The sequence below is a fragment of the Pseudomonas sp. AA-38 genome (assembly GCF_029457475.1).
Classification (GTDB): domain Bacteria; phylum Pseudomonadota; class Gammaproteobacteria; order Pseudomonadales; family Pseudomonadaceae; genus Aquipseudomonas.
Map to the genome: position 1 here is coordinate 1514986 of NZ_CP120359.1, position 13464 is coordinate 1528449.

A 13464-nucleotide genomic window follows, 5' to 3' on the forward strand; every position below is an offset into this window, starting at 1 on the left:
TCCGCATGTCGGCACCGCACCCACTCAACCAAGCCGTGATCGCTCAGGCCCTGCATGACTTGCGCAACGGCCAGTTGCGCCGCTGCAAGGCCATGGGCTTCGGCGAGGAAGAGCTGGATGCGCTGAAGCACCCCGAACTCGTGAGCATGCTGGTGAATGCCACGGTATCGTGGTGTTCGGTGTCGGTGAACCGGGATGTGTTGAAGCGGCTGCTGAGCCAGATGCACGACGTGGAGCGGGAGATCGCCACGGTGGACCGCATGCTGCGCCTGGGAGCGAGCACGGAGATGGTCAGCAAGTTCTACGGCCTCACGCATCAGGAAGTGGCGCTGCGCCGCGACATCCTTGGGCTGCCCAAGCGCAAGGGCCGGCATCCGGTGCTCGACGAGGCACAGGACGTGACCTTGTGGGAGCGCTGGAAGGCCGGCGTCACCGAGCGCCATATCGCCCTGTCCGACGACATGGCGATGCTGGCGCTGACCATGGACCTGGCCGAGGCGTTGAGCCTGCCGATGTCGGTGGTGTGGGCGGCGATACGGAACTGGATCGACCAGGGGCTGGTGTAGGCCATGACCACGGGCGGCGCACCACGGCGCGAAGGCCCCGTTGCGCTGTCCGCGCTCTTCGACGAGGCCCTGCAGCACCTGCAGCCAGCGCAGGGAACGGTGCCGGCCGCCGACGGTTTCCTCTACAGCGGCAACCGCCATGAGAGCGTGCCGCGCAGGCTGTTCCTCGACCGGCGCCTGACGCCGCTGGAGCGCAACGCCTGGCAGGTGTTCCGCCTGCAGCTCAACGAAGACGGCGTGACCGCCTTTCCCACCTACGACCAATTGCGCCCTTACCTGGCCTCGATGCCCTGTGCAGCGCAGGCCTCGCACGAGACCGTGGCGCGCGCCTTGACGCTGCTGCGGCTGACGCGCTGGCTCAGCCTGGTGCGGCGGCGGCGCGATCCGAAGACCGGCCGCATTCAAGGCAATCTCTACGTGCTGCACGACGAACCGCTGTCACCTTTCGAGGCGATGCAGCTCGATGCCGACTACCTCGGCCTGGTCAGCCAGGCGCTGACCCATGCCGCCAAGGCGGTGCAGATCGTGGGCATGAACACGCTCAAGGAGATTGCCGAAGACCCGCTGCTCAGCGGGCGCACACTGCCGACCCGCTTGCAGGTGCTCGCGCAGCGCATGGCGCGGCATGGCTGGACGATGCCAGGTTATCCACAGGAGGGTGCGGACCACGAATCCGAAGAAGGCCAGGAAGCCCTGCTTCGGAATGGCGCACGCCCGTCTTCGGATTCCGAAGCAGGGCCGAAACCCGCGCCGGACGGCTCTCTTCGGATTCCGAAGGAGGACCGTACAGTACGTAATGATCGTATAAATGAAGTACGTACAGTACCGCGCGCGAGGGCCTTGCAGAACCTGCGGCTGCCCGAGCGTTTCCTGCGCTTGAAGGACGAACAGCAGGCCGGCGCGCTGGTGGCGCTGCAGCAGGTGGACGAAGCGCAGCGGCAGGCCGTGCTCGACGAGTGGGAGGCACGCTGCCGCAACAGCGCTGTGCGCAATCCGGCCGGCTATCTGTTCGGCATCATCCAGAAAGCACTGCGCGGGGAGTTCAAGGCCTGGGCCGGAGAAAGTGCATCGGCACCGCCAGCGCCCCCGCCACCTGCGCCATCGTCACCGCCGGCATCCCGTGCGGCCGACCCCGAGGTGGCACGTGCCTACCTGGCGCAGCTCCGAGAAGCCTTGCGTGATCGCTGATGTTGACTATCCCCAGGGGATAGCTGGAACAGACATCTTTCCGCAGCGCGCGATTGTCGCCCGCCGAATGACAGGCGAAACTGTCGCCTTTGAATCAGACGAGGACTGCCACGCACGAGCCCGGCCGACGATGGACATGACGACTTCCCCCGCCACAAACGCACTGCAACCACTACAGCGAGACGTTCAGCGCTTGCTGGGCAGATGCCTGTTGCGCCTTCAACAATACGAGCGCCTCATGAAAGCCATCGTGGCCCACCACGAGATTTCAGGCCCGGCGCATTCGCTGGAGGCCATTCGCGCAGCGCGGATTGAAGATGCCGCGACCAAGACCCTGGGCACGTTGGTCGGACAACTGTTTGGTTCGTATGTCGTCACCGATAGAAATAGCGGCGAGGAGCGCGACGACGATCTTCCCGGCGACGTGATTTCCTTTCGCACGCGCGTGCAACTGAGCCTGTCTGCGCAGGACTACGCGAAAACCCAGGCCGACCTCAAAGACCTGGTATCGCTGCGCAACACCCTGGTGCACCACTTCATCGACCAGCACGATCTATGGACCGTGGACGGGTGTCGCGCTGCACAGGACGAACTCGGTTCCGCCTACACGCGCATCGATCAACACTTTGAGCAGCTGCGCGGCTGGGCCGAGCACATGGATCAGGCGCGGCGCCTGGCAGCGGAGTTCGTCCAGTCGGATGTGTTCCACGACCTGGTGGTCAATGGCATCGCGCCGGACGGCACGGTGGACTGGCCGGCCGCCGGCATCGTTCGCGCGCTGCGCGAGGCCGCCGCGCAGTTGGCCGTCGAGGGCTGGACACCGATTGCCGCCGCTGGCCGGTGGATCGCGGACCAGCATCCCGAGCAGCTTCCAGCCAAGTACGGCTGCAGCAGTTGGCGGCAGGTGGTGCACGAGTGCCGCCTGTTCGAGCTTCGCTACCGTGAGGTGGAGGGGCAACGGGCCGCCTGGTACAGACCTCGCGAGGCATAGGCCCACAACGCGGCCCCAAGTTCGCGCGAGTCGCGAACAAGTCCGCCGCGCTATCCCCAGGGGATAGGCAGCACCCACAGCCTTCCGCGCGGAACAAACCGGGCGCGCATGGGCTGCGGTTTGTTGACTGACGGTCTTCCGGCTGGTGCCGATGCTGGCGACTCGTTCCCTTACCGCGAGTCGTCACTCATGGCCAATGAACCCCTGCAATTGAATCTCGGGGCGCTGCGTAGCGCGATGTCGCTGACGCTGCACACGCACCACGCCTCCCGCATCTGGCATGGCCGCGCACCGTCAGAAGGACGCGCCGGCATCATCGGCCTCAACGGCTTCATCAGCGTGATGAACAAGATGAAGCGCGGCGCCGAGCAAGACGACCCGTACTCGGACTGGTGGATGCTTCGGGTCGAAGACAAGCTCGCCGACACCAAGACCCGCCTGCAGACCCTGCGCGAACAGGTGGTCCAGGCCCTCGCCGATGTACCTGCGGCGTTGTCGCTGGGCGAGAACATGAACGTGCAACCGGTCAAGCTGCCGCTGTTCGTCAATGCGCAGCTCGGTTTCATGGCGGTGTACCTGCTGGCCGATTACGACGACCTGGCGCGAAAGCTGATCCTCGCCCACCACACCGCGCTGATCGACCGCAGCACCATGGAGCGCTGGCTCAACGATGGCGCGCACGCGCTGCGCAGCCTGTTCTCACTGGCCCAGCAGTACCGCTACTCGGGCACGACGCGCGACGACTTCGCGGCGAAGAACGCCGCGGCGCGAGCGGCGCTGGAGAAGTTCGGCGAGCTGCCGCAGGACGTGCTGGAAGGCACGCGCCGTTCGCGCTTTGCACCACCCATCGCGCGCCGCACAGGCGCGCCTGGCACACCGGCTGCTGAACCGGCCGCTGATGCTGCTGCTCCGGCCACCAAGGATCGCGCAGCCGATGCCGCGTTGGATGATGAGGATGCCAGCACATGACGGCATCGACCCCGACCAGCCGACCAGTACGCTTCACGTCGCTGGAACAGGCGGACTTCCAACGTCTGGAACACGCCGGCTACCTAAAAGGCCTTTTACAGCCCTTTAAAGGTAAGGGAAGTCTGGAGACTTGGGCCAACCAGTGCATGGCACTGCGCGACGACTTGATCGCCCTGGCGCAGCGGCGCGTGCTGCAACAGGCTCGGGCCTATCCCTTCTCGCTGCTCGATGTCCAACTGGCCCAGCAGACCACTGGCGCAGGCACGACTTTCCTGCGTTGGCGCAACCATGATCGTTCCTTGATGGGCGTGGCGCTGTGGGAGTCGCTGCTCGACCGCCCGGCGACGCCGGCCTCGCTGATCGACGACCTGTACGCGATGGAACTGCAACGCATCGCGCTGAACATGCAGATCAGCCTCCTTCACACGCTGGGCCGCCAAGCCCAGGAGTGCGCCAGCAAGGCCGCGCAGGCCGAAGCGGCTTACCTGCGGCGCGCCCACGGGCATGCCGCGTCCGTTCCATCCACCACCCCCAAGGAGTCACCATGAGCACGCACTTCGTCGGCGAGGGCAACATCGGTTCTGCACCGGACTACCGCGAATTTCCGAACGGCAACGACGAGCCGCACCGGCTGCTGCGCCTGAACGTCTACTTCGACAACCCGATCCCGAAGAAGGACGGCGAGTTCGAGGACCGCGGCGGCTTCTGGGCGCCCGTGGAGCTGTGGCACCGCGACGCCGACCACTGGAAAGACCTGTACCAGAAAGGTATGCGCGTGCTGGTGGAAGGCCGTACGGTGAAGGACGAATGGGAGGACGCTGACGACAATGAGCGCACGACCTTCAAGATCGAGGCCCGCCGCATTGGCATCTTGCCGTACCGCATCCAGGCCGTGACCCTCAGCGCCAGGACGCTGGAACCCGAGGCCGCAGTACCGCCGACGAAGGAAACCAAGGGGACGAAGGCGCCGAAGGAAACCAAGGCCAAGGGCTGACTCCCCGCAGGGGGCGGCTGTAGCAACCGTCAGACGCCCGCCATGCACCAGCTATCCCCAGGGGATAGCGCCAGGGTGGTCCACCGGTTTCCAGCCGTCCTTCCGAAACGACGCCCCCGTTGCGCCAGCCGTTGCGGTAGCGCGCATGCCGCTGCGGCAACGCATCGCCTGCCGATCACAAAGCGGTGTCTGCACCAATCAGCTTCCTTGCTGCCGGCATCCGCTGGCCCGGCCAAGCTGGGGCCATCCGATGAACCGTACACTTTTCGAGGAGGCTTCATGCGCGTGTTCCTGTGCGAGAAGCCGTCCCAGGGAAAGGACATCGCCCGTGTGCTGGGCGCCGGCCAACGCGGCAACGGCTGCTACAGCGGTGCCGGTGTCGTCGTGACCTGGTGCATCGGTCATCTGGTGGAGGCGGTTCCGCCCGAAGGCTACGGCGAGCAGTACAAGCGCTGGGCCATCGAACAACTGCCCATTCTTCCCGAGCGCTGGCGTGTCGAGCCCAAGGCGGCGACCGCGGCGCAGTTCAAGGTCGTGCAGCAGCTCGTCGCCAAGGCAGGCGAGCTGGTGATCGCGACTGACGCCGACCGCGAAGGCGAGATGATTGCCCGCGAAATCATCGATCTGTGTGGCTACCGCGGGCCGGTTCAGCGCCTGTGGCTATCGGCGCTCAACGATGCGTCGATCCGCAAAGCGCTGGGTGCGCTCAAGCCGTCCGCCGAGACGCTGCCGCTGTATTTCTCCGCACTCGCCCGATCGCGTGCCGACTGGCTGATCGGGATAAACCTGAGTCGGCTGTTCACACTGCTGGGTCGCCAGGCCGGCTACAACGGCGTGCTATCGGTGGGCCGCGTACAGACGCCGACGCTCAAGTTGGTGGTGGACCGGGATCGCGAAATTGTGCGCTTCGTCTCGGTGCCGTTCTGGGCCATCGAGGTCGCACTCTCGCATGCAGGCCAGACCTTTGTCGCAAGCTGGACACCGCCGCAGGGTAGCACCGACGAAGCCGGCCGTTGCCTGCAGCAGCCTCTGGCGCAGCAGGCGGCGGAACGCCTGCGCGCGGTCGGCACCGCCCAGGTGCTGTCGGTGGAGACCGAGCGCGTGCGCGAAGGCCCGCCGCTGCCGTTCGACCTCGGCACCTTGCAGGAAGTATGTTCCAAGCAGTTGGGCCTCGACGTGCAGGAGACGCTGGACATTGCCCAGGCGCTGTACGAGACGCACAAGGCGACGACGTATCCGCGCTCGGATTCGGGCTACCTGCCCGAGAGCATGCTGGCCGAGGTGCCGGCCGTGCTCGACAGCCTGGTCAAGACCGATCCCGGCCTGCGGCCGTTGATCTACCGCCTGGACCGGCAGCAGCGTTCGCGAGCGTGGAACGACGGCAAGGTCACGGCGCATCACGGCATCATCCCCACGCTGGAGCCGGCCAATCTCTCGGCGATGACCGACAAGGAGTTGGCCGTCTACCGGCTGATCCGCGCCCACTACCTCGCGCAGTTCCTGCCGCATCACGAGTTTGACCGGACGGTGGCGCAGCTCACGTGCGGCGGGCAGTCGCTGGTGGCGGTCGGCAAGCAGATCGCGACGGCCGGATGGCGCCAGGTGCTGGCGGCGCCGGAGCCCGAGGACGGTGACGGCGAGGACGCACAGCGCGGCCAGGCGCTGCCGGCGCTACGTGCTGGTGCAGCCTGCCAGGTCGGCCAGGTCGAACTGAAGGCATTGAAGACGCTGCCGCCCAAGCCCTACACGCAGGGCGAACTGGTCAAGGCCATGAAGGGCGTCGCCAAGCTCGTGACGGACCCGCGCCTGAAGCAGAAGCTGAAGGACACCACGGGCATCGGCACCGAGGCGACGCGCGCCAACATCATCAGCGGGCTGCTGGCCCGCGGCTACCTCTTGAAGAAAGGCCGCGCCATCCGCGCATCGGATGCGGCCTTCACGTTGATCGACGCCGTGCCGGCGGCCATTGCCGACCCCGGACCACGGCGGTGTGGGAGCAGGCACTGGACATGATCGAGGCCGGCCAGATGACGCTGGACACCTTCATTGCCAAGCAATCGAGCTGGGTCGCCCAACTCGTGCAGCAGTACCGCGGCGCAACGCTCGTCATCAAGCTGCCGCCCGCGCCGAACTGCCCGCAATGCGGCGCCCCGATGCGCCCGCGTAGCGGCAAGAGCGGCACGTTCTGGTCGTGCAGCCGCTACCCGGACTGCAAGGGCACGCAGCCGGTCGAAAACGCCGCGGCAGGCAAGCACGGCCCGTCCAACCGTACTTCCGGCCGCACATCCGGCCCACCGCGTCGGCGCCCCAAGGCGAACTGACGCCCACGTCTCCCTCTGCCACGCTGGCTGCTGCCGACGGCGGGCAAACCTCCCGCGCCCCGCGGGACTCCCCAGCGCGCGTTCCCTTCTGCAACGGTGTGCGCGTCCTGCACAGGCCAATCACGGCTTGCAGGGCGAGAAGGTCATTGCTCCGTCGAATCGCGCTCGCCGCGGTTCCGTTGATCGAGGTGTTTCCGTCCATCCACGAACGGTCTCCTGACGCCTTGGCCCGCAAGGCTGCGAGGTGCCAGGAGACCGCTTGCGGTCGACGGTATTCGGTGCCGGAGCCCGCCGGCGGAACAACGGGTTCCCTTTGTGTGTGGATACACGCCAGAGGATGCCGGCCCCAGCCACGAAACGGGCCGGGTGAGATTGCTGACGCAGCGAATGGCTTTGACGACGGCCTGGCCTGCTTGCAGCCCACAGGTGGATTGATTCCTCTCCAGCCGAAGCCTTGCGGGGCTTCGGCGCCTTTGTCGTGGGCGGAAGGATCGTGCACTGCTGCTGCCGGCAGTGCTCGGGCCAAACCGGACGGCGCGCGGTTCCGTTTGATCGGCGACGGCGCGGTGCCGCGCTTCCATCCTTCCCGCGTGTGTCGCTGACGGTCGTCAGCACCATGCCCTGGCAGCCTCGGTCCTCAAGGCTGCAACGCGGTTCGCCGCGTTGACCGATCCAGTCCGCTCCGCACCGCCCACCGCGGACGCTCGCCGGCCTGGCGACGATGCACTTTTCTCAACCACCCGAGGGGAACCCCATCCCCTGCGGGATGCGTGCTCCCCGACCCACCAAGGAGCACGGCATGTCTGAACCTTCCGCATCTTCCTCTGCAACCGCAGTGCGCAGTGGTGCGCTGGCGCTGACCTGGACCGGCAAGCGTTTGCCGCTACAGGTGCTGCGCAGCGCGGCCGGCCACTACATCGGCACACAAGACGACGAAGGACCGGTATCGCGGGAGTCCGTCGAGTATTTCCCGACCCACCTCGCAGCACAGCGCGCCCTGGATACCCATGCCTGGACACAGCGCGCTCACCCCTGATTCCCACCCTTCAAGGAGTTCTCTCATGAATCTGTCTTTACCCGAAGACGTGCTCGATCAGATGGCGCTGGAACAGGCGCACTTCGACGCTGCACCGCAGGCCTTCTTCGAGGCCTGGAAGCGCGGCGCGCAGATCGCCGGCCACGAGTGGTTCGGCGACGGCACACGCGAAGGTCTGCAGCGTGCCACCACCAAGTGGGACCTGCGGCCCAACATGCTGATGCTCAACGACGCCCTGGGCGTGCTGAGCAGCGGTCAACGCATGTTCCTGTCCGCGATGGTGAGCTTCTACAACTCCCGCGAGGGCGGCGCGATGCTCAAGCGTTGCGGCTTCGAGGGGCTGTCCGACTTCGGCGGCCTCGATCTGGAACGGCGCCAGGTCATCGCTGACCTCACGCTGCACTACAACGGCTGGTGAGCCGCGCCTGGCAACCCACCGTCTTTTCATCCCACCCCACGAGGGACATGCGTCCTCGTTCGGGGCCATGTCCCTCCTTCTTTTCGCAGGAGCGGCCATGTCCCGAATCACCATCTTCCACTGACCTGCACCGCCCGCCACCAGGGCGGCCCGACGCCGCGGCCGGCTAACCGGTTGCCACTTCATCCACTCGCTGGGGTTCAATCCCCGGCAGGGGATTGCCTCGGCCATCCTCTGCTGGAGGAATCCCATGTCCCATTCCAACAATCCCTTCGCCCGCGGCTACGATGGCCTGTCCGTGCAGCGGCTGCTGGCGATTTCCTACGACGACTGCCCGCTGAGCTATCTGCCGCTGCACGTCTCGCAGTCGCACCTGCCGGACAGCCAGGTCGAGCGCCATGCCTGCGTCTTCTGCGACGACTTCGCGCTGATCACCGAGGGCCAGAACGTGCCGCCCGAGCTGGACGCGCAGTGCCCCAGCCACGGTATCGCCCGAAACCTCGTCTACGCCGTCATGGCCGAAGAAGCCGGCCAGCCGCTGCACGTCGGCGATACCTACTCCGAGGAAGCCGCGCGCGAGGTGGTACGCCGCCTGCGCTTCGAGACCGGGTTCTACAGCCGTGCCTGGGAAATCAGTTCGGCGCACATCACCGAGGAGGCCGGTCGCTTCCTCGCCGAACTGGCGGACATCGCCACGCCGAGCGGTTTTCTGTTCGTGGCCTTCCGCATTCCCTACAGCCCGGCGGTCGGCGTGAAGCTGATCGCCACGCCCTGGACGGATGCGAACCTGCAGCATGTCGAGGGCATCACCGCCGAAGAGCTGCGGCAGGAGCACCGGGCCAAGGGCGTGCCGGAGTCCCTCGTGGAAGTGTTGCACCTGGCTGCGCTCGCCGACGTTCGCATGTTGGTGTTCGATGCCGACGCGCCCGTGCTGGACGGGCTGACGCTCTACGACGACGAGTAACCCGCAACCCATTCGAGCCCCCACGTCGGGGCTCTTCTTTTTCGCGGAACGCGGTGCCGGCGCATTGCCGATTCCCAACGGACGGTCGCCGCCATGTGCCGCACGCTGGCCGCATGTTCGCTGGCGTTGCCGGCAGCATGCCCAGGCAGTCGAGACCTTCAAGACTGCGGCGCGGTTCGCCGTGCTGGTTGCTTCGTTCTCCGGGCGCACCCGCGTCCATCCACCTCACCCTCAAGGGACAGACCTCCCTTGCGGGCGGGAGTCCCTTGGTTGCCACAAGGAGTCTCCCCATGGATACCCAAGCCATCCGCGCACAGATGCCGACGCTCGTTGTCGGTCATGTGCCTTCCAACGTCCGTTCGTTCAAATTCAACATCTTCGACGGCCAGCCCAAGGTTTCGACGCTGGGCTTTCACATCGACCCGAAGCCTTTCGAGGGCAAGGTCATCGCCACCACCGACGAGGCCATCGTCGTCAAGACGGGACGAGCCGAGTTCGCGGTGCTCGATCGTACGCTCGTGACCGAAGTGCCCGACGAGGGCGCCAAGGTGCAGGTCGAACCCTATGTCAGACGCCGCTTCGACGGTCAGCGGGCGGACACGCCCGAGGAGCAGACCGAGTTCACCGCCGACGGCCAGCCCTACACGGTGAAGCGGTTCGTGCTCGGTTCCGCACCGGCGAAGCTGCCGATCCCCGAGCCGCGCTGCCCCGAGCTGCAGGAACTGATCGTCCAACTGGAGCAGTTGCCCGCTCCCGATGGTTTCCGGCGCATCACCCACCTGTTGGTGGATGCCGGTGCGCGGGACATCACCTGGGTCGATCCGCTGCCTGCCGACATCATCCGCACGCCACCGGCCATCGGCTTCACCGTCGACACGATGAAGTTCCAGGGTCGCGTCACCGTGCTGTATGAGCGTGGCCTCGACCTCTACGCGGTGGAGCTGCGCCGCGACGGCGAGCTGGTCGAACGGGTCGATGAGGTGTTCTTCGACACCCTCGGCGAGACGCTGGAACGGCTGATTGACGACGGGAGCTGGAGGCGCATCCGCGTGCAGTGCCTGTCGAGTCGCAAGGCTGTCCGGCACTGACCTCTCAGCAGCTTCCCGCCCTCGCGGCGGGAAGCTTCTTTTCCTGCCCCCTGGAGATCACACCCATGACTGTTCGATTCAAAGGCACGGAGCTGCGGCCCGTGCTCGCCGAAGCGGTGGCGAATCAATGCCGCGTCATCCTGGTCAAGGATCAGGGCGTGTACTTCCTGGCCGAGCGCGGCGAGCGCCGACCCGATGGTCGCCAGAAGACCATCGCCTATGCCGCCGGCTGCAACCCGGATGTCGATGGCTTCGACGACTGGTGGGAACTGGCGCGTGCCGAGTTCGGCGGCGATGACTTTGGCGAGTTCTTCGATCCGCAGGAGGGCGTGTTTGCGCGCATCCTGCGCAGCGAGGACGACCTCGACGTGTCCGCTACCACGACACACCTGTCGCTGCAGGCGGTTCCTCCCACGCCCAGCGGTAGCTGACCGCCCATCCCTGGCCCCCGCTCCGGGAGCCTCTTTCTTCCCGGCAATGTGGACAGCCGCGAGTGCCGATTGCCGCTCGCCTGCGCGCCATCCCGGCGCCACGCTTCCGGCCATGTTCCGCTGACGTCCGTCAGCGACATGCCCAGGCAGCCACGATCTTCAAGGCTGCGACGCGGTTCCGACCGCGTTGATCACCCCAGTTCGCACCGGCATCCATGCGCGAACGGCCATCGGTTCTCGATGGCGATGCCACCAAGCTGTTCCATCAACCCACGCGGGGGTTCCACACCTTCCCCGCCTTGGGTCGGGTGTGTCTCCGCCTCATTGTTCCCAGGAGATTCACCATGACCACTTCCAACGAAAAATCCTACTTCGATCTGCACATCACCGGCCTCGGGTACCTCAATCGCATCCGCGAAGTGAAGCCCAAGAAAGGCGATGCGTTCCTGGCCTGCGACATCGCAGCCCTGAACGGTCCCAGCGACGACGTCTCGTATGTGCGTTTCGACACGCGCGTATCGGGTTCGGAAGCGCAGCACCTGGTGCGCCGCTGCATTCAGGCGGTCGACGCCGAGAAGAAGGTGATGATTGGCTTCCGCATGGGCGACCTGTGGACCGACACCTTCACCTACTCCAAGGGCAAGCGTGCCGGCGAGCAGGGGGTGAGCCTCAAGGCCCGCCTGCTGTTCGTCAGTTGGATCAAGGTCGACGGCAAGCTCGTCTACAAGGCCGAGCCCAAGCCGACCGAGACCGACGAGCGGGACCCGGAAGTCCCTGTGACGTCCGACGCGCCCGCCGCGCAGCAAGCCTCGGCACCGGAGCCTTCCAGGCCCGTCGCCGATGCTGCCGATGCCCCCGCATTGGCCGTTGCCGAGTCGTTCTGATCCGCAAGGCCCCATCCCCGGGGCCTTGTCTTCTCTTCGTCCGCAGGAGACCTTCATGATCACCATTCCCGGCCAACTGGCCATCAAGACCATCCACGGCAGGAACGGCGACTTCAACGTCGGCCGCCTGGCGACCTCGATCGGCGAGTTCGTCGTGAAGAACGCCGAACTCGATCAGTACCGCGAGGGCAAGTACGACGGTGATTTCGCCATCGTCGAGATTCGCCCCTCCACGTACAACGCCAACGGCCGCATGGTCATCGAGATCCGCGCCCATCTGGGCGGGATGACGCTGTCCAACATCGACGCCCTGAGCCGCGACGAAGCCCGCCGGCTGAGTCCGCAGGAAGTCGATCCCATCGACGAGGAAGCGCAGGCGCCCGCGCCGGCATCGCCCCCGGTCAAGCCGAAGGCGAAGTCGCGCAGTCCGCGCGATCCCCTGGTCGATACCACGCCGTTCGGCAGCGAGCCGGCCGCCGCATCCCCCGAGGCCTCGGCCGAGGCGGACGACGTCGCGCTCTTCGGTGCGCTCTGGCCGCTGGGCGAGATCGTCAAGCTCGACGCCACCGTCGATCGCCGCTTCCTGCGTCAGCAGCGCGACCGTCTCGGTGCCTTGGGCTACGAGTTCGCTCCACTGTCCCAAGACTGGCATCTCGCCACGGCCTGACTCCAACCGCCGCGCCAGCGGCGTTCCACCACCCACCGGGGTTCCTCCCCGGTGGGGCGGGGCTCCGGTCTCTCATCCAAGGAGATCGTCATGCAACTCTCATCCCGCTTCGCTTATCGCTCCCCAGTGCTGCGGTCGAATCACCCGCTGTCCGATGACCAGATTCGCACCGTCGCACCCTCCATCTTCGCGGACACCCCGCACGAAAGCCGCTCCGGGCGGTACAGCTATATCCCCACGGCGGCAGTGCTGACCGAACTGCGCAAGGAAGGCTTCCAGCCGTTCATGGTGTGCCAGACCCGTGTGCGCCAGGAGGACCGCCGCGATTACACCAAGCACATGCTGCGGCTTCGCCACGCCAGCCAGATCAACGGCACCGAGGCCAATGAGATCATTCTGCTCAACTCGCACGATGGCACCAGCAGCTACCAGATGCTGGCGGGCATGTTCCGCTTCGTCTGCCAGAACGGCCTGGTGTGCGGCGACACGTTCGCCGACGTGCGCGTACCTCACAAGGGCAACGTCACCGATCACGTGATCGAGGGCGCCTACGAGGTGCTGCATGGGTTCGAGCAGGTGCAGGACTCGCGCGACGCCATGCGTGCCATCACACTCGACGACGGCGAGGCCGAGGTCTTCGCCAGATCGGCCCTGGTCCTCAAGTACGACGAACCCGGCAAGACCCTGCCGATCACGGAAAGCCAGATCCTGCGTCCCCGTCGTTTCGACGACAACCACGCGGACCTGTGGTCCACGTTCAACCGGGTCCAGGAGAATCTCGTCAAAGGCGGCCTGACTGGTCGCAGCGCCAACGGGCGCCAGCAGCGCACGCGCCCCGTCCAGGGCATCGATCAGAACGTCCGGCTCAACCGGGCGCTCTGGCTGCTCGCGGAAGGCCTGCGCAAGCTGAAAGCCTGACCCCCAGCGGATCGTGCCCATCGCGGCAT

The 13464-nt window shown here is 66.1% G+C and carries 14 protein-coding genes and 1 pseudogene; all 15 read left to right on the plus strand.

The features are described 5' to 3' along the window. Positions 1-5: 5 nt before the first annotated feature. The 15 genes and pseudogenes from PVE35_RS06905 (at position 6) to PVE35_RS06975 (ending at position 13435) form a co-directional block, all read left to right on the plus strand. Positions 6-566, plus strand: coding sequence for a DUF2857 domain-containing protein (locus PVE35_RS06905; RefSeq protein ID WP_029578160.1), 561 nt, complete (start codon positions 6-8; stop codon positions 564-566). Positions 567-569: 3 nt separating this feature from the next. Beyond that, on the plus strand, positions 570-1754 hold the full coding sequence (locus tag PVE35_RS06910) for an STY4528 family pathogenicity island replication protein (RefSeq protein ID WP_277374216.1): 1185 nt from the start codon (positions 570-572) through the stop codon (positions 1752-1754). Positions 1755-1992: 238 nt separating this feature from the next. Then, positions 1993-2745, plus strand: coding sequence for an OST-HTH/LOTUS domain-containing protein (locus tag PVE35_RS06915; protein WP_161971366.1), 753 nt, complete (start codon positions 1993-1995; stop codon positions 2743-2745). Positions 2746-2934: 189 nt separating this feature from the next. Then, the gene (locus tag PVE35_RS06920) at positions 2935-3714 is read left to right on the plus strand and encodes a PFL_4669 family integrating conjugative element protein (protein WP_144735338.1); all 780 of its coding nucleotides are present in this window, start codon (positions 2935-2937) and stop codon (positions 3712-3714) included. Further along, positions 3711-4262: a DUF3158 family protein gene (locus PVE35_RS06925; RefSeq protein ID WP_124175341.1), complete on the plus strand. Its 552-nt coding sequence runs from the start codon at positions 3711-3713 to the stop codon at positions 4260-4262. Before PVE35_RS06920 ends, PVE35_RS06925 begins: the two co-directional genes overlap by 4 nt. Next, entirely contained in the window at positions 4259-4708 is a 450-nt protein-coding gene (locus PVE35_RS06930) for a single-stranded DNA-binding protein (RefSeq protein WP_144735340.1), read from the plus strand. Before PVE35_RS06925 ends, PVE35_RS06930 begins: the two co-directional genes overlap by 4 nt. 279 nt (positions 4709-4987) lie before the next feature. Then, positions 4988-7029 (plus strand): annotated as a pseudogene (locus tag PVE35_RS06935) (DNA topoisomerase III). 799 nt (positions 7030-7828) lie between these two features. Further along, positions 7829-8065 carry a hypothetical protein gene (locus PVE35_RS06940; protein ID WP_016446173.1) on the plus strand — a complete coding sequence of 79 codons (237 nt, stop codon included), beginning with the start codon at positions 7829-7831 and terminating at the stop codon, positions 8063-8065. 25 nt (positions 8066-8090) lie between these two features. Further along, a complete protein-coding gene (locus tag PVE35_RS06945; protein WP_003141051.1) occupies positions 8091-8483 on the plus strand; it encodes a hypothetical protein in 393 nt (130 codons plus the stop codon). A 250-nt stretch (positions 8484-8733) separates the two neighbouring features. Beyond that, positions 8734-9447, plus strand: a complete 714-nt coding sequence (locus tag PVE35_RS06950; RefSeq protein WP_116824695.1) for an ABC transporter substrate-binding protein — start codon at positions 8734-8736, stop codon at positions 9445-9447. A gap of 290 nt (positions 9448-9737) precedes the next feature. Then, complete coding sequence (locus tag PVE35_RS06955; RefSeq protein ID WP_150084309.1) at positions 9738-10535, plus strand: GTPase; 798 nt, start codon at positions 9738-9740, stop codon at positions 10533-10535. A gap of 65 nt (positions 10536-10600) precedes the next feature. After that, complete coding sequence (locus tag PVE35_RS06960) at positions 10601-10966, plus strand: DUF3085 domain-containing protein (RefSeq protein WP_150084307.1); 366 nt, start codon at positions 10601-10603, stop codon at positions 10964-10966. A gap of 344 nt (positions 10967-11310) precedes the next feature. Further along, complete coding sequence (locus PVE35_RS06965; protein ID WP_277374217.1) at positions 11311-11850, plus strand: STY4534 family ICE replication protein; 540 nt, start codon at positions 11311-11313, stop codon at positions 11848-11850. 55 nt (positions 11851-11905) lie between these two features. Continuing rightward, complete coding sequence (locus tag PVE35_RS06970) at positions 11906-12517, plus strand: DUF3275 family protein (protein ID WP_095377275.1); 612 nt, start codon at positions 11906-11908, stop codon at positions 12515-12517. A gap of 90 nt (positions 12518-12607) precedes the next feature. Further along, the gene (locus tag PVE35_RS06975) at positions 12608-13435 is read left to right on the plus strand and encodes a DUF932 domain-containing protein (protein WP_095377276.1); all 828 of its coding nucleotides are present in this window, start codon (positions 12608-12610) and stop codon (positions 13433-13435) included. The last annotated feature ends 29 nt before the right edge of the window (positions 13436-13464 follow it).